21 protein-coding genes are annotated in these 20,425 nt (G+C 61.5%); 15 read left to right on the top strand and 6 right to left on the bottom strand.

Annotated elements, in window-relative coordinates:
* Positions 1-44: 44 nt before the first annotated feature.
* The 4 genes from dprA to CHEJ32_RS0117835 are packed head-to-tail and all read right to left on the bottom strand — an operon-like array spanning position 45 to position 4,049.
* Entirely contained in the window at positions 45-1,184 is a 1,140-nt protein-coding gene (dprA, locus tag CHEJ32_RS0117850; protein ID WP_034658706.1) for a DNA-processing protein DprA, read from the bottom strand.
* Complete coding sequence (plsY, locus tag CHEJ32_RS0117845; protein WP_034658704.1) at positions 1,181-1,792, bottom strand: glycerol-3-phosphate 1-O-acyltransferase PlsY; 612 nt, start codon at positions 1,790-1,792, stop codon at positions 1,181-1,183. The genes dprA and plsY overlap by 4 nt, the downstream gene beginning before the upstream one ends.
* Before the next feature lie 14 nt (positions 1,793-1,806).
* Positions 1,807-3,093, bottom strand: coding sequence for a dihydroorotase (locus tag CHEJ32_RS0117840; protein WP_028035008.1), 1,287 nt, complete (start codon positions 3,091-3,093; stop codon positions 1,807-1,809).
* On the bottom strand, positions 3,090-4,049 hold the full coding sequence (locus tag CHEJ32_RS0117835; protein WP_028035007.1) for an aspartate carbamoyltransferase catalytic subunit: 960 nt from the start codon (positions 4,047-4,049) through the stop codon (positions 3,090-3,092). The genes CHEJ32_RS0117840 and CHEJ32_RS0117835 overlap by 4 nt, the downstream gene beginning before the upstream one ends.
* Before the next feature lie 183 nt (positions 4,050-4,232).
* Here CHEJ32_RS0117835 and CHEJ32_RS0117830 point away from each other — a divergent pair, with 183 nt between their 5' ends.
* Together CHEJ32_RS0117830 and CHEJ32_RS25210 are read left to right on the top strand one after the other, a co-directional pair.
* The gene (locus CHEJ32_RS0117830) at positions 4,233-5,864 is read left to right on the top strand and encodes an acyl-CoA dehydrogenase family protein (RefSeq protein ID WP_028035006.1); all 1,632 of its coding nucleotides are present in this window, start codon (positions 4,233-4,235) and stop codon (positions 5,862-5,864) included.
* Between the two features lie 111 nt (positions 5,865-5,975).
* A complete protein-coding gene (locus CHEJ32_RS25210; RefSeq protein ID WP_051469735.1) occupies positions 5,976-6,272 on the top strand; it encodes a DUF6105 family protein in 297 nt (98 codons plus the stop codon).
* Here the strand turns inward: CHEJ32_RS25210 and ruvX are convergent.
* The gene (gene ruvX / locus CHEJ32_RS0117820; protein WP_028035005.1) at positions 6,242-6,724 is read right to left on the bottom strand and encodes a Holliday junction resolvase RuvX; all 483 of its coding nucleotides are present in this window, start codon (positions 6,722-6,724) and stop codon (positions 6,242-6,244) included. The two genes, CHEJ32_RS25210 and ruvX, sit on opposite strands and share 31 nt — an antisense overlap.
* Before the next feature lie 71 nt (positions 6,725-6,795).
* Here ruvX and CHEJ32_RS0117815 point away from each other — a divergent pair, with 71 nt between their 5' ends.
* The 9 genes from CHEJ32_RS0117815 to CHEJ32_RS0117775 all read left to right on the top strand — a co-directional run bounded on the left by CHEJ32_RS0117815 (position 6,796) and on the right by CHEJ32_RS0117775 (position 14,372).
* A complete protein-coding gene (locus tag CHEJ32_RS0117815; protein ID WP_028035004.1) occupies positions 6,796-7,500 on the top strand; it encodes a metal-dependent hydrolase in 705 nt (234 codons plus the stop codon).
* Between the two features lie 185 nt (positions 7,501-7,685).
* Positions 7,686-7,973 (top strand): Asp-tRNA(Asn)/Glu-tRNA(Gln) amidotransferase subunit GatC, encoded by a 288-nt coding sequence (gatC, locus tag CHEJ32_RS0117810; RefSeq protein ID WP_028035003.1) that lies wholly within the window; start codon positions 7,686-7,688, stop codon positions 7,971-7,973.
* An 84-nt stretch (positions 7,974-8,057) separates the two neighbouring features.
* On the top strand, positions 8,058-9,539 hold the full coding sequence (gene gatA, locus CHEJ32_RS0117805) for an Asp-tRNA(Asn)/Glu-tRNA(Gln) amidotransferase subunit GatA (RefSeq protein WP_028035002.1): 1,482 nt from the start codon (positions 8,058-8,060) through the stop codon (positions 9,537-9,539).
* An 83-nt stretch (positions 9,540-9,622) separates the two neighbouring features.
* Positions 9,623-10,423, top strand: coding sequence for a YdcF family protein (locus CHEJ32_RS0117800; protein WP_028035001.1), 801 nt, complete (start codon positions 9,623-9,625; stop codon positions 10,421-10,423).
* Between the two features lie 225 nt (positions 10,424-10,648).
* Positions 10,649-10,777: a hypothetical protein gene (locus tag CHEJ32_RS27930; protein ID WP_256375692.1), complete on the top strand. Its 129-nt coding sequence runs from the start codon at positions 10,649-10,651 to the stop codon at positions 10,775-10,777.
* 137 nt (positions 10,778-10,914) lie between these two features.
* Positions 10,915-12,315 (top strand): L-serine ammonia-lyase, encoded by a 1,401-nt coding sequence (locus CHEJ32_RS0117790; protein WP_028035000.1) that lies wholly within the window; start codon positions 10,915-10,917, stop codon positions 12,313-12,315.
* 63 nt (positions 12,316-12,378) lie between these two features.
* Positions 12,379-12,813, top strand: coding sequence for a DUF1489 family protein (locus CHEJ32_RS26830; protein ID WP_084032847.1), 435 nt, complete (start codon positions 12,379-12,381; stop codon positions 12,811-12,813).
* 135 nt (positions 12,814-12,948) lie between these two features.
* Entirely contained in the window at positions 12,949-13,677 is a 729-nt protein-coding gene (locus CHEJ32_RS0117780; protein WP_028034998.1) for a hypothetical protein, read from the top strand.
* On the top strand, positions 13,674-14,372 hold the full coding sequence (locus CHEJ32_RS0117775) for a DnaJ domain-containing protein (RefSeq protein ID WP_028034997.1): 699 nt from the start codon (positions 13,674-13,676) through the stop codon (positions 14,370-14,372). Before CHEJ32_RS0117780 ends, CHEJ32_RS0117775 begins: the two co-directional genes overlap by 4 nt.
* A 30-nt stretch (positions 14,373-14,402) precedes the next feature.
* Here the strand turns inward: CHEJ32_RS0117775 and CHEJ32_RS0117770 are convergent, their stop codons facing one another.
* Entirely contained in the window at positions 14,403-15,746 is a 1,344-nt protein-coding gene (locus CHEJ32_RS0117770) for a D-alanyl-D-alanine carboxypeptidase family protein (RefSeq protein WP_051469734.1), read from the bottom strand.
* 570 nt (positions 15,747-16,316) lie between these two features.
* Between CHEJ32_RS0117770 and clpS the strand changes: the two genes are divergently transcribed.
* From clpS to CHEJ32_RS0117750, 4 genes are all read left to right on the top strand, one after another.
* On the top strand, positions 16,317-16,646 hold the full coding sequence (clpS, locus tag CHEJ32_RS0117765) for an ATP-dependent Clp protease adapter ClpS (protein WP_028034995.1): 330 nt from the start codon (positions 16,317-16,319) through the stop codon (positions 16,644-16,646).
* Between the two features lie 8 nt (positions 16,647-16,654).
* Positions 16,655-19,114: an ATP-dependent Clp protease ATP-binding subunit ClpA gene (gene clpA, locus CHEJ32_RS0117760; protein ID WP_028034994.1), complete on the top strand. Its 2,460-nt coding sequence runs from the start codon at positions 16,655-16,657 to the stop codon at positions 19,112-19,114.
* 160 nt (positions 19,115-19,274) lie between these two features.
* A complete protein-coding gene (locus CHEJ32_RS0117755; RefSeq protein ID WP_028034993.1) occupies positions 19,275-20,018 on the top strand; it encodes an AzlC family ABC transporter permease in 744 nt (247 codons plus the stop codon).
* On the top strand, positions 20,015-20,371 hold the full coding sequence (locus CHEJ32_RS0117750) for an AzlD domain-containing protein (protein ID WP_028034992.1): 357 nt from the start codon (positions 20,015-20,017) through the stop codon (positions 20,369-20,371). The genes CHEJ32_RS0117755 and CHEJ32_RS0117750 overlap by 4 nt, the downstream gene beginning before the upstream one ends.
* The last annotated feature ends 54 nt before the right edge of the window (positions 20,372-20,425 follow it).

Genomic DNA, 20,425 nt, shown 5'->3' with positions numbered 1-20,425 from the left:
ACCTGCTTCGGGAAGGGCGTGAAGCAGGCTTCAGCTCCGAGGCCTCAGGATCCCAGCGGCAGAAGTGACACGGCTCCGCCAGGGTGCCGCTCAATCCTGCCCGCAAGATCCAGCTCCAGAAGCACGAGGAACACCTGCGCCGGCGCGAGCCCGGTATGATGAATGATTTCGTCAATTCCCACGGGAGCTGAGCCGAGCGCTTCCAATATGAGATCGCGCTCGCTTTCGCCGGGATCCGGTACGGTCGAAAGATCCGGCGGTTCCTCCATCGTTCCGGCCGAAGTCAAAGGCTGGCCGACGAGCGGTGCGACCGCGGCCAGAATGTCCTGGGTTTCGGTGACCAAAATCGCGCCGTCCTTCAGGAGCTTGTTGGTGCCCTCCGCACGAGGATCGAGCGGCGAGCCGGGGATGGCGAATACAAGCCGTCCCATCTCGTTGGCCAGCCGCGCACTGATCAGTGATCCGGAACGATAAGCCGCCTCCACCACGAGCAGTCCGTAGGAAAGGCCGGCCACGATCCGATTTCGACGAGGAAAATCGCGGGCTCTCGGCGTCCAGCCAAATGGCATTTCGGTCAGCACGACGCCGCGCTCTCCAATCGCGTCGAAAAGTGCGTGGTTTTCGGGCGGGTAGGGCCGATCAAGGCCGCCAGCGAGAACCGCCACCGTGCCCGTTTCCAGGCTGCCCCGATGTGCGGCTGCATCAATGCCGCGCGCCAGCCCTGAGGCGACCACATAACCGGCGCGACCAAGCTCTACCGCGAAACGTTGAGCAAGCTTGTTCGCGGCGAGGGAGGCGTTGCGCGCTCCGACGATGGCAACCATCGGCCGACGCAGCAGATCGAGATCCCCTTTCGCCGCGATCAGAGGAGGCGGGTTGTCCACCTGCGCCAGGAGCGGAGGATAATGCATCTCCCCCATCACGATGAACTGCGCACCCATGCGCCGGGCCGCCTCGATCTCCGCTTCAATGTCTTCCTCTGCCGGAATTTGAACCCGCCTGGCGCCCCCTCGGCGCGCAAGATCCGGCAGCGCTTCCAGCGCCGCTTCGGCTGAGCCGAAGCGATTGATCAGCATGCGAAACGTGACGGGTCCCACATTGTCGGTACGGATGAGACGCAGCCAGGCCCTCCGTTGCCGCTCATCCAGTCTGAGACCGGATGTCTGCAGCGTCTCCGCGGTCACCCCCGTGCTCCAATGCGCGATTCATTGCCTTGAAGAAGCCGTACGATATTGGCGCGATGCTTCCAGAAGACGAGGAGGCTCAAAAGGGTAAAAAGCTGTGCCGGGAGTAGCTGGCCGGAGACGAAAAGGGCGATCGGCACGCAGATTGCGGCCACCAGGGCGGCCAGGGACGAATAGCGGGTTATGAAGGCTACGAGCAGCCATGCGACAGCGAAGACAAGCGCAGCGGACCAGGCCAGAGCGATGAGGATCCCAAGATAGGTGGCAACGCCTTTGCCGCCCTTGAAACCGAGCCAGACAGGGAAGAGGTGGCCGAGAAAGGCTCCGAGCCCGGCCGCAACGGCAGCATCGGGACCGTAGGAGCTTGCCAGAAGGACGGCCGCGGTTCCCTTGAGGGCATCAAGGAGCAGCGTGAGGGCGGCAAGGCCCTTGCGGCCGGTGCGCAGCACGTTGGTGGCGCCGATATTGCCCGAACCGATTTTGCGGACGTCACCCAGCCCAGCCGAGCGCGTAATGATGAAACCGAAGGGGATCGAGCCCAGGAGATAGCCGAAGACGAGCGCGGCCAATAGAATTGGCAACGAAGCGGACCAGCTCGTCACGTCCATAAGCCCCTCCGGAATCAAGTTGTAAATACTGTGCGTCCGGCAACCATGGTTTGCAAGACCTGGCCCTGCATGCGCGCACCCTCAAAGGCCGTATTCTTCGATAACGAGAGGATGTTCTCCTCTCGTACGATCCATGGGGCGTCAAGATCGACGAGGATAAGATCCGCAGGCGCTCCCGGCTTCAATGTCCCTCCAGGCAACCCGAACAGCCGGGCAGGCGCAGTAGACAAGACTTCGACGATGCGCAGGAGAGGCACATCTCCGGAATGATAGAGCCGGAGGGCCGCCGCGAGCAGGGTTTCAAGACCGATCGCCCCCACCGCGGCTTCCGAGAAGGGAAGTCGCTTCGTGTCCACGTCCTGCGGGTCGTGGGCGGAATGGACGGTATCGATCGTGCCGTCCTTGACCGCTTCTACCATTGCAAGCCGGTCTTCTTCCGCCCGAAGGGGAGGCGAGAGCCGGAAGAAAGTCCGATATTCGCCAACATCGTTCTCGTTCAGGCAGAGATTGTTGATGCTGATGCCGGCAGTGACCAAACTTCCCTCTTCCTTCGAACGCTTGATCGCCGCAGCCGACATGGCCGCCGAAATCTCCGCCGCGTGATAGCGGCTGCCGGTGAGGGCGGCCAGCATGAGGTCTCGCGAAAGCGGAATTGCCTCCGCCTCGCGCGGAATGCCGGAGAGCCCCAACCAGCTCGCAAGCAGCCCCTCATTCATGACACCGGAGGAGCTCAGATCGGCATCCTGTGTCGAATGGGCGATGACCATGCCCATGTCGCGCGCATAGGTGAGCGCGCGCCGCATGACGCTGGCATTGGCAATGGTGTGGCGGCCTTCGGTGAGCACAACGGCACCCGCATCGCGCAGCAGGCCGAACTCGCTGATTTCGCGTCCCGCCAGGCCCTTGGTTACGGCTGCAGCGGGAAAGATGTTGATGGGAGACGTTTCCTGTGCCGCGCGCAGCACGAATTCTACCAGCGCCACGTCATCGATAACGGGAGAAGTGTCGGGCATCATGATGACGGAGGTAACACCGCCAGCAGCGGCGGCGCGGCCTGCCGAGGCAATGGTCTCCCGATGTTCCGCGCCCGGTTCACCGATAAAGACGCGGGAGTCGACGAGCCCCGGCAGAATGGCTCTGCCGCCGCAATCGACAACCGTTGCGCCTTCGGGATAACCCTGGTTCTGCGCCGCCGCGCCCGCCGCGGCGATCCTGTCGCCGTCCACGATGACCGTACCGGTTTCGTCCAGCCCGCGTGAGGGATCGACGACGCGTGCATTTGTGAAGACGGTGACGCTCATGCGGTCTCTCCGTTGCGACGCGGATCAAGCAGCGCCTCCATCACCGCCATGCGCACGGCAACGCCCATTTCCACCTGTTCCTGGATGACGCTATGCGGGCCGTCGGCGACCTCGGACGCGATCTCCACTCCTCGGTTCATGGGACCCGGATGCATCACCAGCGCATCCTCCTTGGCAGCCTTGAGCTTTTCGGAATCAAGCCCGAAGAAGCGGAAATATTCACGCACTGAGGGGACGAACGTACCTGCCATGCGCTCGCGCTGAAGCCTCAACATCATCACGACGTCCGCCCCGGCAAGGCCTTCGGCCATCGTCGTGAAGGGCTCGACGCTCATCTGGCCGATGCCGGAGGGGAGAAGGGTGGAAGGTGCCACGACCCGAACGCGTGCGCCAAGCGCGTTGAGGAGGAGGATGTTGGAGCGGGCAACGCGCGAATGAAGCACATCTCCGCAAATAGCGACGACGAGGCCGGCGATCCGCCCCTTGGCGCGCCGGATCGTAAGAGCGTCAAGAAGCGCTTGCGTGGGATGCTCATGGGCGCCGTCGCCCGCGTTGACGACCGAACAGCCTACCTTCTGCGCGAGCAAGGCGGCCGCGCCCGCGGCCGCGTGCCGGATGACCAGGATATCCGGCCGCATCGCATTCAGCGTCATGGCCGTATCGAGGAGCGTCTCGCCCTTCTTGGTCGAGGAGCTCGCCACCGACATGTTCATGACATCGGCGCCCAGCCGCTTGCCTGCCAGTTCGAACGAAGACTGCGTTCGAGTGGAGGCTTCGTAGAACAGGTTGATCTGCGTTCGCCCGCGCAACGTCGCGAGTTTTTTGTCCGGCCGCCGCGAGATCGCGACGGCAGCGTCGGCCCGCTCGAGCAGAAGCTCGATGTCGGCGGGCGAAAGGCCCTTGATGCCCAAGAGGTGGCGGTGGGAGAAGAGGGGAAAGCCCGGCGCGTCTGTCATCTTGAGACGCTGCTATAGGCCTGCCGCGGCGCCCTCGCAAGCACCCGAAAACCTTGTGCGCAGTTTCTCGCGCCATTTTTTGAGAGGATAAAAAGAGCTAAGGCGTTTTTTTGCTATGATGCATATATCAGACCTGAAGGATTCTTTCACACGATCCGGGTTCACCGCCTCGGAGGGCGTTTCATGAGGAATGAAGAGGTGTTGAACCAATCGCCGCCGATAAGCGGCACCAATGCGTGGCGTACCGATCCGCTGCTCATGCAGCTGTGCGAGGGCTACTCCGAACCTGTACGGAAGGACCTGGAACAGCTGGGCCGTTTCGTGCGGACGCAAGAGGCGCAGGAACTCGCACGTCTTGCCAACACGGAAACTCCCGTCTTCAAGCCCTATGACCGGTATGGCTATCGCGTCGACCTGGTGGAATATCATCCGGCCTATCATGCGCTGATGCGCCGTTCGGTGGGCGCGGGTCTGCATTCGTCCATATGGGAGGATGGCGAAAGCGAGAAAGGGCAGCGACATCAGTCGCGCGCCGCTCGGTTTTATCTTACGGCCCAGCTGGAATGCGGCCATCTCTGCCCGCTCACCATGACGAATGCGGCTTTGGCCGCGCTGATGTCGAATCCTGCGCTCTTCCGCGCCTGGGCACCGCGCGTGATCACGCGCAAATACGACAGTTCCAGCAAGCCCGCCGCGCAGAAGCAAGGCGTGACGCTCGGCATGGGCATGACGGAGAAACAGGGCGGGACCGACGTCCGGGCGAATACGACCAGGGCTGAGCCCGCCGGGGAGGGACTCTACCGTCTCAATGGCCATAAATGGTTCATGTCTGCGCCGATGAGCGACGGTTTCCTCGTTCTGGCCCAGGCGGCGGAAGGCCTCTCGTGCTTTCTCCTGCCCAGGCTGACAGATGACGGCGCGACGAATGGGCTGCGCTTCCAGAGGCTCAAGGACAAGCTCGGCAACCGCTCGAATGCATCGGCAGAGGTTGAGTTCGACGGCGCGCTCGGCTACCTCGTCGGCGAACCGGGTGCCGGGGTTCGCACCATCATGGATATGGTGACCTTGACGAGGCTCGATTGCGCACTTGCCTCGGCCGGCCTCATGCGGGCCGCGCTCGCAGAAGCCGTACATCATGCGCGGCACCGACGGGTCTTCGGAAAGGTGCTGGTCGAACAGCCATTGATGAACCGGGTGCTTGCCGATCTGGCCCTTGATGTGGCCGCGGCCACCGCGCTTGCCTTCCGGCTCGCCCGCTCCTTCGACGGGGCGGCGAACGACCGCTCCGAAGCCGCCTATGCACGCGTGATGACGCCCGTCACGAAATATTGGGTCTGCAAGATTGCGCCGGCGGTGATCTATGAGGCGATGGAGTGCCTCGGCGGCAACGGCTATGTGGAAGAGGCGCCGCTTGCTCGCTATTACCGCGAGGCGCCAGTGAACGCGATCTGGGAAGGCTCGGGCAATGTCATGGCGCTCGACGTCCTACGCGTTCTCTCACGCAATGCTGGCCTGTTCGACGATGTTCTGAAGGGGATGGCCGAGGATCTCGGCGCCGCAGGGCGCGGTACTGTCGACGTGCTGATGGCAGCGATGCGCGTCTGCGAAAGCGACGAAGGAGCTGGGCGCATCCTCACGGAGCAGCTGGCGCTCGCCGCGGCGGCGGCCGAACTGAAGCGGCTCGGTGCAGGGCAGGTGGCCGACGCCTTCATCGAGACTCGTCTTGCCGGCCAGTGGCGTGGGACCTACGGAATGCTCGATGCGCGCCACGACGCGGCCGCTATCCTGGATATGCTTTATCCCGAAGTGAGCTGAGTGGCAGCAGGGCGGGCGGTGCCCTCGACCCTCACCCGAAAGACGAGCTTGCCGCATTCCGGAGGCCGGTCCAATCTCGAAACGGGAGTTCGGGAGGGAGGAGCCGCAGCAATGCGGTATTTTTTGATCTTGTGGGCGATGCCGCTCGCCTTGTTCTGGGGCTGGTATGCCCTCGCCGTCAACGATCTCCATTTCGGACTGTCGCCGTTGAGCCGGGAGGCGCATGATCTCGTCTTCGGGCTCTACGGTAACGTCTTGGGAATCGAGCCGGCCACCATCCCTGCTCTCGTAGCCAAAGCCTGCGTCATCGACACGCTGATCCTGCTGGGGATCGTTGCCTTCCGTCGGCGGCGCGCGATCGGCGAGCGGATCGGGCGTTACCTTTGGGATTCCGCGCGCAGGGCCTGAAGGCGGTCCAGGGCGCCTTGCAGAATGAAAGCCGCCGCCGCAGAGTCGATGCGTTGGGCGCGTTTTGCTCGCGAGACGTCCATCTCGATGAGAGCCCGCTCGGCTGCCACCGTCGAAAGGCGCTCATCCCAAAAGGCAAAGGGCAATTTCGTCAGCGGCTGGAGATTGCGCACGAACGCACGTGTGGACTGAGCCCGCGGCCCTTCGCTCCCATCCATATTGACGGGCAGACCGACGATCACACCGCCGACATTCTCGCGCGAAAGAAGATGCAGGAGCACCTTCGCGTCCTCCTGAAACTTCTTGCGGGTGATCATGGAGCGAGGGGTGGCAAAGGAGAGGCCAAGATCGGAGACGGCCACGCCGATCGTCTTGGTACCGAGGTCGATTGCGGCCAGCGGCCGGCCGTGGGTGCGAACCTTTTCCAGTTCTTCGATGGAAACGACGCTCACAAGCGCATCCTAGCCTTTGACATGACCTCTCCCCGTTTTATCCTTGGTAGCAGCAATCGAGGAGTCCCAGCATGAAAATAACCTGGTACGGCCATTCGGCTTTTCGGATCGAGACGGCTGACGCGAAAATCCTCATCGATCCCTTCCTGAGCGGCAATCCCTCCTGGAATGGCGGGTGGGAAGGCCCGGTGGAAGGGGTGACCCATGTGCTGCTCACCCATGGGCACGGCGATCACTTGGGCGATTCGCTATCCATCCTCAAGAAGACGGGCGCCATGCTGGTCGCTAATGCCGAGATCTGCAGCTATCTCGGCGCGCAGTTGGGAGCAGGAGCGAAGGTCAATCCCGGCAATCACGGTGGAACGGTCGATTGCGGGGGCTTCACAACGACCTTTGTCAACGCACTCCATTCCTCTTCCGTTTCCCAGGACGGCGACAATATCTATCTGGGCAACCCGAACGGGCTGGTTCTTCATTTTCCGGACGACAAGACGCTTTACCATATGGGCGACACCGACATCTTCGGTGACATGGCACTGATCCAGGAACTCCATCAACCGCAGATCGGCCTAGTACCGATCGGGGACCGTTTCACCATGGGGGGAGCCGTCGCGGCGCTTGCCTGCCAGCGCTACTTCCGTTTCGAAACTGTCATACCCTGCCATTACGCCACTTTTCCGATGATTGATCAGTCGGCGGACAAGTTCATCGAGGGCATGAAGGGAACGCAAGCAAAGGTGCTTACGCCCCAACGCGGCCAACCTGTCGAACTCTAACGACGATGCCGGGAAGCGGTTGCGCACGGCGCCGGGCGCGACTATAGCCCTGTGCTGGCGCATCGCCCCGAAACCGGAAACGGTTCCCGGAAACCACGATGCGTGGATTCGAATGATTTACAGCGTCCTTTATGCGCCCTAAAGGACGCAGGACGCTGTAGGATTTCCGTGCAAGGAAGCAAGGCATGTCCGTCGATATCGACACCGTGAAGCGCGTGGCCCGATTGGCTAGGATCGCCGTGGACGAAGATGATGCGAACCGGATGACCGGCGAGCTCAATGCCATTCTCGGTTTTGTAGAGCAATTGAACGAGGTCGATGTCACCGGCATCGAGCCGATGACGTCCGTTATCCCTATGACGATGAAGATGCGGCAGGACGAAGTGACGGATGGGAGCAAGGCCGAAGACATCGTGGCAAACGCCCCGGAGACCGGCGAGCACTTCTTCCTCGTTCCCAAGGTGGTGGAATAGCTGGAACTCCGACCATCATGGCCGGAGCCTTTTCACACCAATTCAAGATTCTCCGCTGAACCGCGGCTGCCCTGACGGAATAATATGACCGAGCTTACGAAATTCACCATTGCGGAAATCCGGGCCAAGCTGGCCGCCAAGGAATTCACTGCGCTGGAACTTACGGAAGGCTATCTTGCCGCCATCCAGACCGCGAACGAGCGGCTGAACGCCTATATAACCGTAACTGCCGACAAGGCGCGCGAAATGGCCAAGGCATCGGACATACGCCTTGCGCAGGGCGGTGCACGGCCTCTGGAAGGAGTGCCGCTCGGCATCAAGGACCTCTTCGCCACCGAAGGCGTGCACACGCAGGCCTGCAGCCATATCCTCGATGGCTTCAAACCGCGTTACGAATCGACCGTCACCGCCAATCTCTGGGCCGATGGCGCCGTCATGCTCGGCAAGCTCAACATGGACGAGTTTGCCATGGGCTCGTCGAACGAGACCTCCTATTATGGTCCGGTCGTGAACCCTTGGCGCGCGGAAGGCGGCAACAAGGACCTCGTGCCCGGCGGTTCTTCGGGCGGCTCCGCGGCGGCGGTCGCTGCCTGGCTGTGCGCCGGCGCCACCGCTACGGATACGGGCGGCTCCATTCGGCAGCCTGCGGCCTTCACGGCGACAGTGGGCATCAAGCCGACCTATGGGCGCTGCTCGCGCTGGGGTACCGTCGCCTTTGCTTCTTCGCTCGACCAGGCCGGCCCGATCGCGCGTGACGTGCGGGATGCGGCGATCCTTCTGAAATCGATGGCATCGGTCGATCCCAAGGACACGACTTCCGTTGACATTCCCGTTCCCGACTACGAGAAGGCCATCGGCCAGTCGGTGAAGGGACTCAAGATCGGAATTCCCAAGGAATATCGCGTCGACGGCATGCCGTCCGAGATCGAGGCGCTTTGGCAGAAAGGCATCGACTGGATGCGCGACGCCGGTGCCGAGATCGTCGACATCTCGCTGCCACACACAAAATATGCGCTGCCCGCTTATTACATTGTTGCCCCCGCCGAGGCCTCGTCCAATCTGGCGCGCTATGACGGCGTGCGTTATGGGCTGCGGGTGCCCGGCCGCGACATCACGGAGATGTATGAGAACACCCGTGCGGCAGGTTTCGGCCGCGAGGTGAAGCGCCGCATCATGATCGGCACCTATGTGCTCTCTGCCGGCTATTATGATGCCTACTATCTGCGCGCACAGAAGGTGCGCACGCTGATTAAACGCGACTTCGAACAGGCCTTCGATGCAGGCGTGGACGCGATCCTGACGCCTGCGACGCCTTCGGCTGCGTTCGGCATCGCCGATCAGGATATGAGCGCGGACCCGGTGAAGATGTATCTCAACGACATTTTCACCGTGACCGTGAACATGGCGGGTCTACCTGGGATCGCCGTCCCTGCCGGGCTGGACGCCAACGGCCTGCCCCTCGGATTGCAGCTCATCGGCCGTGCCTTCGACGAAGAAACCCTCTTCCGCACCGCTCATGTGATCGAGCAGGCAGCTGGAAAGTTCGAGCCCAAGCGCTGGTGGTAGGCCACCATCAGCGCTGAGGTGCCCGGAAGGCCAGACATGGATAACCTCAGGCAGATTCCGGTGATTCTGTTTGAGGAGTGAAAATGTTTCATCTGGCCTCCGCCATCTTCTGGACGCTGGTGCAGCCATTTAATCTTGTTGGATTGCTTATTGCTGCGGCGATCGTCGGTGCGGCATTTCGCTGGCGGCGTGTATCCATCACCTTCGCCACATTGGCCTTTGTAGTCGTGGCGCTTGCCGGCTGGACCACCTTCGGCGCGCTGCTTCTTCACCCGCTCGAGGATCGGTTCACGCGGCCGGAGCCGGCGCCGCAGCATGTGGACGGAATCATTGTGCTAGGCGGCGGCTTCGAGGGAGCCGTCAATATGGCGCGCGGCGGCTATGAGCTCAATGACAGCGGTGACCGGTTCGTCGAGACGGCAATCCTGGCCCGGCGCTATCCGCAAGCGCGGCTGCTCGTTTCCGGCGGCTCAGGCTCGGTCTTCCTTCCGGGCGAAGGGGATGCAGACACTGCGCCTCGGCTGCTCATCGCCCTCGGCGTTCCGCCCGAGCGCATCGAACTGGAAAACCAGTCGCGGGACACGTTCGAGAATGCAAGGCTTTCCGTATCTCTGGCAAAGCCGCAACCCGGCGAAACCTGGCTGCTGGTAACCTCGGCGTTCCATATGCCGCGCGCCGTTGGTGCATTCCGGCAGGCGGGCTTTCCCGTAGTGCCTTGGCCGGCGGACTACAAAACCACGGGTCAGGAACGACCAGGGCTCACAGACGATAATGTTCTCGATTCGCTGCGCAACACCACCGTCGGCATTCGCGAATGGATCGGGCTGATCGCCTATTGGATGCTGGGACGAAGCGAGAGCATCCTGCCTTCCATCGGGGAATAGGAAACCGCCGCAATCCTGCCGCAAGTGTTGATAATCCGCAAACGCGGTTTGTGGGTTAAGCTTTTGAATATGTTAGAGTTAAGACATGTTAAGCGGCAACGGTGTCCGGCTTGTGCCAACCTCTTGCCGCTTTTGTTATTGCATCGCAGCATCGGCGGGGGTATTGGCTCGGTCGTGGTGGCTAGGGAAGAGGGGCCGCCGCGTTTAACAGGAACACGGAACTCCATGGACGAACACGTTCAGAAATCGTGCTGGGGCGTAACCGCGAAGGCGGTCATCGGTCTAGCCGGCATCATCCTCTTGGCCTGGCTTTTCGTTGGGGGCGACGGTGTCGCCATGATGGCCGCGAGCTAATACCGGCATACGATTTTGAAAACGGGGCGCGGCGTCTGGCCTGCGCCCCGTTTTCTTTTGGACCTTGCGGTGCTGCCGCAGCGAGCGCATATCCGGCCTGTCTGCATGACAGCTGACGAGTCTGGCTGGAGTTGTATATGTTCCTCTCCGTTTTTGATCTGTTCAAGATCGGCATCGGCCCATCGAGTTCCCACACGATGGGGCCGATGGTTGCCGCTGAGCGTTTCCTGCGCGAGGTGGCAGAGGGAGATTGGCCACGCCCGGCAGGCGTTGAGGTGAAGCGGCTTTCAGTCAGCCTTCACGGATCGCTCGCCTTCACCGGAGTGGGGCATGCTACCGATCGTGCCGTCATCTTGGGATTGCAGGGTTTCACGCCTATAACGGTCGACCCGGACCAGGCCGACGCCGTCCTGGAGGGGATCAGGACTGCCAAGCGGCTCTCGCCGCCCGGGCACCTCGGATATGATTTCGATCCCGTTTCCGATCTCATCTTCGACCGGAAGAATCCGCTGCCTGGCCATGCAAACGGAATGTCGTTCAACGCCTTGGACTCGGACGGTCGGCTGCTCTTGCGGCGCATCTATTACTCGGTCGGCGGCGGGTTCGTCGTCTCGGAAGAGGAGTTGCAGACGCTCAAAGCCGAGCAGAAGCCAGCGGTGGACCGCAACGTCCCATACCCCTTCGCCAATGCGCGGGAGATGCTGGAGATGGCGGCGGCGAGCGGGCTCTCGATTGCCGAGATGAAACGCGCAAACGAGCTGACCTACAGGAGTGAAGAGGAACTGAACGCGGGCCTCGACGCCATATGGGAAGCAATGCGCGGCTGCATCGAGCGCGGTCTGGCCAAGGAAGGCATCATGCCGGGCGGATTGAAGGTGCGCCGGCGTGCGCGCGGGCTGCATGAAAAGCTCGAAGAGGAATGGCGGCAGAACAGGCCCAATCCTCTTGCCGCCAATGATTGGCTCTCTGTCTATGCAATGGCCGTGAACGAGGAAAACGCCGCCGGTGGTAAGGTGGTCACCGCGCCCACCAACGGCGCGGCCGGGGTCGTGCCTGCAGTGATGCGCTATTGGCTGCGCTTCCACCCTGATGCCGACACCGCGGGTATCCGTGATTTCCTTTTGACGGCCGCCGCCGTGGGCGGGCTGATCAAACACAACGCGTCCATTTCCGGCGCAGAGGTCGGCTGCCAGGGGGAGGTGGGGTCCGCCTCGGCCATGGCAGCGGCAGGGCTTGCGGCCGTCATGGGCGGAACGCCCGAACAGGTGGAGAACGCGGCCGAGATCGCGCTTGAGCATCATCTCGGTATGACCTGCGACCCGGTTGCCGGCCTGGTGCAGGTGCCATGCATCGAACGCAATGCCTTGGGCGCTGTTAAAGCGGTTACGGCGGCTTCCCTCGCGCTGAAGGGCGACGGCAAGCATTTCGTTTCGCTCGACGCGGCAGTCGAGACCATGCGCCAGACCGGCCTCGACATGAATGAACGTTATAAGGAGACGAGCCTTGGCGGGCTCGCCGTCAACGTGGTGGAATGCTGATCACGCCTGTGGAAAGAACGCGGTTGCGTTGACCTTGCGGGCGATATTCCCGATGGTGCGGCCATGGCGCTTCATCTCATAAAACTGTGCGTGGGCTGCGGAAGCCCTGAAGACCTGGAATATTGGATTGCCGAGCGGCTGGAAGAAAAGAAGCGCCGCGACGAACCCGTCGAGCAATATCATGTCACGCGCATGGTGCCGAAGCGGATCGAAGAGATCACCGGCGGCGGCTCGCTTTACTGGGTCATCCAAGGCATGGTGCAATGCCGGCAGCGAGTTCTCGATATCCGTCCATTCCTCGATGGCGAGGGAATCCAACGCTGCCGTCTGGTGCTGGAGCCGCAGGTGATCCGCACTGAATGGCAGCCACGTCGTCCATTCCAGGGTTGGCGTTATTTGAAGCCGGAGGATGTTCCCGGCGACATTCGTGCCGGTTCCGACACGGGCGATCTGCCAGACCATATGCGGCGTGAACTGACCGAACTCGGATTGCTCTAGCGCATCGGGAGTAACAGGATTGGCCTCCGAAAGGCCATTGCGTCGCTTCCAATTTGTACGTCCTCGCAATAATCCCGAGGGACGGACGACACTATAGGTCTTGTAAGGTCTGACGCGGGAGCACATGTTTTTTCCATGAGCCATGGGAAAACGCCGGCAGAGGCCGGGAAGAAGACGGAGCTTTCGAAAACACGATCGGGCAAGAGCGCGATCGACGCCTTTGTCCGGCAGGCGCGTTCACTCGCTCCAGCAGGGAAGGGGAACGGCCGCCTGATCCTTGCCATCGACGCCACAATGAGCCGTCAACCCACATGGGACCTCGCCTGCGAGATCCAGGCGGAGATGTTCGATGCGGCGGGCGGCGCTGGAACGCTCAGCGTGCAGCTCGTCTATTACCGGGGATTTGGTGAATGTGCAGCTTCACGCTTCGTGACGGAGACGAAAGCGCTCAAGGATCTGATGACGCGGATCCATTGCCGGGGCGGGCGCACCCAAATCGGCAAGGTCCTTTCTCACACCCTGAGGGAGAATGCACGGGCCAGAGTAAACGCGCTCGTCTTCATCGGGGATGCGATGGAGGAAGAGGTTGACCTGCTTGCCGAGCGTGCGGGGGAGCTGGGGCTGAAAGGTGTGCCGGTCTTCCTCTTTCAGGAGGGCCGCGATCCGGTTGCAACCAGCGCCTTCAAGGAAATTGCCAGGTTGTCCAAGGGCGCGTGGTTTCGTTTTGACCGAAATGCTGCGGATGCCCTGGCCAAGCTTTTGGGCGCAGTCGCAGTTTATGCAACCGGCGGCCTGCCTGCTCTCGAGGCGCGCGGACACCCGGAGGACCGCCTTATGATCGCCCATCTGAGCGGCAAGGGATGATTTCTCCGCTCTTTCTCATTGGTCTTCTGTTCGTGTTGGCGCTTGCCGTCTACTCGTTCACGCGCGCCAGCCCGGCCGCATTAGCGTCTGCGTTCAGGCTTGCAGGACCGGCGGTGGTGGGGCTTTGCGGGCTGGTGCTGATATTCGCGGGGAGGGCGGGGATCGGCGGAACGCTGCTCTCGCTGGCAGCCGCCTGGCTGGGATCGGCCCGCCTGAACCGGCGGGTCAAGGAGCGCAGATCCCGCAAGCGGTCGAGCGTGCGGTCAGCTGCTCTGGAGATGGAGCTCGATCACGATACGGGAGCGCTTGAAGGCTTCGTTTTAGCCGGAAAGTTCGAGGGACGCCAGCTCAGCCAGATGCCCCTCGACGATCTCATGGCGCTCCACCGGGAACTTGCCGGAGACGAGGAGAGCCTGCAGCTATTGGAAACGTATCTTGACGGCCGGTTTCCCGTCTGGCGCGAAGGCATGGAGACGAACCAGGACAGGCGGCAGAGAAGCGCGCCAGCTTCTGGCCCCATGACCAAGGAGGAGGCTTACAAGATCCTTGGTCTTGAAATGGGAGCGTCCGCGGCGGAAATCCGAAAGGCTCATCGCCGCCTGATGCAGCGCCTGCATCCCGATCTGGGCGGCTCCGCCTTTCTTGCCGCTCGTATCAACGAAGCTCGAGACGTTCTCCTGTCCGATCATCGCTAAATCCCTCACGCATTTACATAGCGGGAAAACTCAGTTCTGGACAGCGTAACAGTCCACGCTTCTCTTCTTGAGTGTCGCGCACGCGTTCCAAGCCGCCGTCTTGCTTTCAAACCCGCCGAAGCGAGCACGGTAATAGGTCTGCCCCTTGAGCACGAAAGTCTCGGTGAAGGGCTTCGCGGAGGCAAGAACGCCTGAGGCCCGTTCAACCGTTCTTTCCAGAACGCGGCGGGCGTCCTCTTCCGTTTGGGCAGAGGCAACTTGGATAACCCAGCCGGACACGGGGGTTGAGGAAGTCGCCACCGGGTCGACAGGATCCTGCTTTTCCACAACCGCTTCGGCCAAAGCCATCTTGGCACTGGGGATGCGATCCTCGGCATAGGCCGTCACGGCCACTTCGGTCTCAGGGCGTTCAACGGGAAGCGGTGCCTTTTTCGGCAGAGTAGTAGCCGACGCCATGATAGCCGGTGCGTTCGTGATCGTGGGCCTGATGACCGGTCCCTTGGCGATCAGATCCCCGCCGCGTCCCGTGGAAGCCTTGGGTAGATAGCGCTGAATGAGGTCCACCATATGGGCGTCGCGGCTACGCGCCGTATTTCCGCCCATCACGACGGCCACGATCTGCCGCCCCTCGGCCGAGACGGATGAGACGAGATTGAAGCCCGAAGCGCGGGTATAGCCCGTCTTGATACCGTCGGCGCCCTTCACACGGCCAAGAAGATTGTTGTGCCCGTTGATCGTCTTCCCCGAGAAAACGAAACTGCGCGTGGAGAAATAATCGTAGTGGCGCGGAAAGTGCTCACGCAGCGCGATGCCGAGTTTGGCCATGTCGCGCGCGGTCGTCCGCTGCTCGCCGTTGGGAAGCCCGTGCGCATTGCGGAAAGTCGTCGAATTCATACCAAGCTGGCGCGCCTTGGTCGTCATCATGCGGGCGAAATTCTCCTCCGACCCGCCGAGATTTTCGGCGACTGCCGTCGCAACGTCGTTCGCCGACCGGGTGATGAGCGCCAGAATGGCTTGCTCGACCGTTATGCTTTTGCCGGCGCCGACGCCCAGTTTCGTCGGAGGTTCGGCAGCCGCCTTCTTGGAGAAGGTGATGCGGGTGCTCTTGGATATCCGCCCCGAGGACATGGCTTCGAAGACGAGATAAAGCGTCATCATCTTCGTCAGCGAGGCGGGGTAGCGCAAAGCGTCAGCATTGTCCTCATAGAGGACGTTGCCCGTCTTCGCATCCACGACGATGCCTGCATATTTCGGATTGGCCGCAGCCGAGCCGACCGATGCGAGGACAAAGGTCCCCACGGCAAGGGCAACGACTGCGAGATTGGTGATCTGACGTAGTTTTCCCGCGAGCGCCTGTCGCACAATCACACCCATCAAAGCAATTATTCCTTCCGCGGACCGATGCGTCCGAAGACCTTATGGTTGACCCTAGGTAACCCTCGTTACCAATTCGTTATGGTGAGCGATCGCTTGACCGGATTTTTCGCATTCGAAGCGTTTTTGAATCCTGTTTTATGGATTGCCCCTTTCTGGGGCTGTCCCCCGCAGATGGGGCGAGAATTGGGCGAGGCGGCTTTTACGCTTATTTATTTCGCTGCAGCATGTTGCCGCGACGTCAGCTACCGATAGAAAGCCAGTTGTCCCTTTGAAATACCTTGTGGGAAACCTACTTATGTTTTGTGCGGCGTCGGGGCCGGCTCAAAACGTGTGAAAGTTCAGCGACGTCTCCGCCCGCTGTTTTGCGCTCTCGGTTGATCAGTATGGAACCGTCCCGCATGCGAAAAAATTTGAGCAGGGCGGGAGCGCAATGCGTATTGTCAGCACGATAGAAGGGCTTAAAATCATCAGAGAGGTACCTACATGTCACAACTCATGGGGAGCTGTGACGGAACGCATGAAACAACCGGGATCGGCGAGAGAGAAATGCCAGGCGACGCTTTGCGGATGAGCCGTGGGGACGACGAAGGCAACAGCACCGGGCGCGGCACCGCTGTCATTACGCGCACCAGGACGAAGACGAAGAAGCCGAGCCTCTATCGCGTGCTGCTATTGAACGACGATTACACACCCATGGAATTCGTCGTCCATGTTCTGGAGCGATTTTTCCAGAAGGATCGGGAGGCAGCGACAAGGATCATGCTGCATGTTCACAACCATGGGGTGGGCGAATGCGGCATCTACACATTCGAAGTGGCCGAGACCAAGGTGGCTCAGGTCATGGATTTTGCCCGTCAGCATCAGCATCCGCTGCAATGCGTGATGGAGAAGAAATGAGGTTCTGAATGCCGGCTTTCTCGCAAGGCCTGGAACGCGCGCTACATCAAGCGCTGACCTATGCCAATGAGCGTCATCATGAATATGCGACGCTCGAACATCTGCTGCTCGCCCTGATCGACGATAACGACGCGGCCGCCGTCATGCGGGCGTGCAACGTGGACCTGGACGAACTCAGGCGCACCGTTACCGATTATATCGATACCGAGCTCGACAATCTCGTCACGGGCTATGACGAGGATTCCAAGCCGACGGCCGGGTTCCAGCGCGTCATCCAGCGCGCGGTGATTCACGTGCAGTCTTCAGGCAGGGAGGAGGTGTCGGGGGCCAATGTGCTCGTCGCGATTTTCGCGGAACGCGAAAGTCATGCCGCCTATTTCCTGCAGGAACAGCAGATGACCCGCTACGACGCGGTCAACTATATCAGCCACGGGATCGCCAAGCGCCCCGGGGCCAACGAGGCTCGCACTCCGCGCGGGGCGGACGAGGACCAATCCAGCTCGACGGGGGCCGAAACCGAAGAAGGCGCCAAGAAGAAGCAGCAGCAGGACGCTCTGTCGGCTTACTGCGTGAACCTGAACGCCAAGGCACGGGCAGGGCGTATCGACCCCCTTATCGGCCGCGAGTCCGAAATCAACCGCACGATCCAGGTGCTCTGCCGCCGCTCCAAGAACAATCCGCTCTATGTGGGCGATCCCGGCGTCGGCAAGACGGCGATCGCGGAGGGGCTTGCCAAGCGGATCGTTGAGGGTGACGTGCCCGACGTCCTGGCTGATGCCACGATCTTCGCCCTCGATATGGGTACGCTGCTCGCAGGCACACGCTATCGCGGTGACTTCGAGGAGAGGCTGAAGCAGGTCGTGAAGGAGCTGGAGGATTTCCCCGGTGCGATACTCTTCATCGATGAGATCCATACGGTGATCGGCGCTGGCGCCACCTCCGGGGGCGCGATGGATGCATCGAACCTGTTGAAGCCCGCTCTGTCCTCCGGTGCGATCCGCTGCATCGGATCAACGACTTACAAGGAGTTCCGCCAGTTCTTCGAGAAAGACCGCGCGTTGGTGCGCCGCTTCCAGAAGATCGACGTGAACGAGCCGTCGGTGGACGATGCGATCGAGATCATGAAGGGTTTGAAGCCCTATTTCGAAGATTTCCATCGCGTGAAGTACACCAATGAGGCGGTAAAGGCCGCGGTTGAGCTTTCTGCCCGCTATATCAGCGACCGTAAGCTGCCGGACAAGGCGATCGATGTGATCGATGAAACGGGCGCTTCACAGAAGCTTCTGCCGGAAGCCAAGCGGCGCAAGACGATTACCGTGAGGGAGATCGAGACCACGATCGCCACCATGGCTCGCATTCCGCCGAAAACGGTTTCGGCTGACGACGAGAAGGTGCTCGCCGGGCTTGAGGAAGAACTCAAGCGCGTCGTCTACGGCCAGGACAAGGCGATCGAGGCGCTCGCCTCGGCGATCAAGCTGGCCCGCGCGGGTTTGCGGGAACCGGAGAAGCCTATCGGTTCCTACCTGTTCTCCGGTCCGACGGGCGTGGGCAAGACGGAGGTGGCCAAGCAGCTTGCGGCTTCGCTCGGCGTCGAGCTTCTGCGCTTCGACATGTCCGAATACATGGAGCGGCACACGGTCTCTCGCCTGATCGGTGCGCCTCCCGGTTATGTGGGCTTCGACCAGGGCGGTCTCCTGACCGATGGTGTAGATCAGCATCCCCACTGCGTGCTGCTTCTGGACGAGATCGAGAAGGCCCATCCGGATCTCTTCAACATCCTGCTGCAGGTCATGGATCACGGCAAGCTGACGGATCACAATGGCAAGCGCATCGACTTCCGCAACGTCATCCTCATCATGACGACCAATGCGGGCGCCGCCGATCTTGCCAAGCCGGCCATCGGCTTCGGTTCGTCCAAGCGCGAGGGCGACGACATGGAGGCGATCAACCGGCTCTTTACGCCGGAGTTCCGCAACCGGCTCGACGCCATCATACCCTTCGGCTCCCTGCCGATGCCGGTGGTGCATCAGGTGGTGCAGAAGTTCGTCATGCAGCTTGAGGCGCAGCTCGCCGAGCGCAAGGTCACCTTCGATCTTTCAGACGAGGCGATCGCCTGGCTTGCGGACAAGGGCTATGACGAGCGTATGGGGGCCCGCCCGCTCGGCCGCGTAATCCAGGAGCACATCAAAAAGCCGCTGGCTGAGGAGGTGCTTTTCGGCAAGCTCAGGCGTGGCGGCACCGTCAAGGTGACGGTCGAGACGAAGGAGGACGGGGAGACTGGTCTCAAGCTGGAGACCATCCCCGACGATGCTCCGGTTAAGCCGAAGCGCGAGACGCCTCCTGCCCGAAAGGGTGCCGCCAAGCGGGCTGCGCCGAAAAAGGCCAAGCCGAAGGCGGCAAAGCGGCCGCCGGCCTTGCCGGAGCCCCCCAAGCGCAGCCTGGTACCCCAACTGCCACGGAAAAGCTGATCGGGTTCAGGGCAATTCAAAGGCGCGGATCGAGAGGTCCGCGCCTTTTCTTATTTGAGGCTCTCGGTCCCGCATGGATTGGTGCTGGCAGGCCACAATCCCGTTTCAAACGGCGGTCAACATATCGCGCGGCCGGCGCGCCTGTGCTATGCGGCACCTGATGAATGAGCCGAATTCCGAACTGAAAACGCCCTACGCGCATGGCATCTGGTTCGCGCATGGCGTCCGCGCTGCGTTCTCGGTTCCCGGCCTCATCCTTGCCAGCGCCTTCGTGGGCTTCGCGGGACTTGCTCGTGATGCGGGTCTAACACTTGCTCAAACCGTCTTCATGACCGGCATGGTCTGGGCGCTTCCCGGAAAGGTCGTGCTCGTCGGAGCGATCATGACGGGAGCGAGCCTTCCGGCTGCAGCGTTCGCTGTCGCACTCTCATCGGTGAGGCTCGGGCCCATGGTCGTCGCCCTTACGCCCGAAATGCGGACGCCTGCCACCCGCAAATGGGTGCTTTACCTGCTTTCCCATTTCGTCGCTGTCACCTCCTGGGTGCTTGCGATGGACAGGCTCAAGCACGTGCCGCGGCCCATGCGCACCACCTATTATGGGGGGCTCGGATCCACGCTCGTGCTTTTCAATATGGGCGTGGTCGCCGTCGTGTATCTGATCGCGGCCCAGCTTCCGCCCGCATTGTCCGCTGCGCTCTTCTTCCTCACTCCGCTCTATTTCGTGACGTCTCTCTGGGGGTCGGCACGGGAAAAGGCCGGGCAGCTCGCGATGGTTTTCGGTCTCCTTCTTGGACCTGTTTTCCACCTGTTGACGCCCGGCTTCGATCTTCTTGCAACGGGTCTGGTCGCAGGCGGCGCAGCCTTCGGCATCCACATCCTTGCCCAACGGAGGCAAGCCGCGTGACATTCACGGCTTACGCGGACTGGTGGTGGCCTTATCTCTTCATCCTGCTCGGCGGCTGGGTTGCGACTGACTTCTGGCGTTTTCTCGGTGTCTATCTCGGTGAAAGGCTGTCGGAGCAATCCCAGCTCCTTGTCCTCGTGCGATGCATCGCCACAGGACTCGTGGCGGCTGTGATCGCGAACCTGATCGTTTTTCCCAGCGGAGAGCTCGCCTCGACGCCTATGGCGCTGCGAATAGGCGCAGCCGGGCTGGGTTTCCTGGCTTATCTCGTATCAGGGAAAAAAGTTGTGGTTGGAACAGCCATTGGTGAATTGGTGCTCTGTCTGGTCCTGTTGTGGCGAGGCGCACTGTGATATCGACGCGAACCCTTTCCGCCCCCTGGAAAAATTTGGTTGGAACAGCATCTA

Origin of the sequence: Chelativorans sp. J32 (assembly GCF_000518985.1) — a bacterium.
GTDB lineage: Bacteria > Pseudomonadota > Alphaproteobacteria > Rhizobiales > Rhizobiaceae > Chelativorans.
The sequence above is the reverse complement of the archived record's forward strand: the minus strand, read 5'-3'. Positions and strand labels throughout refer to the sequence as shown.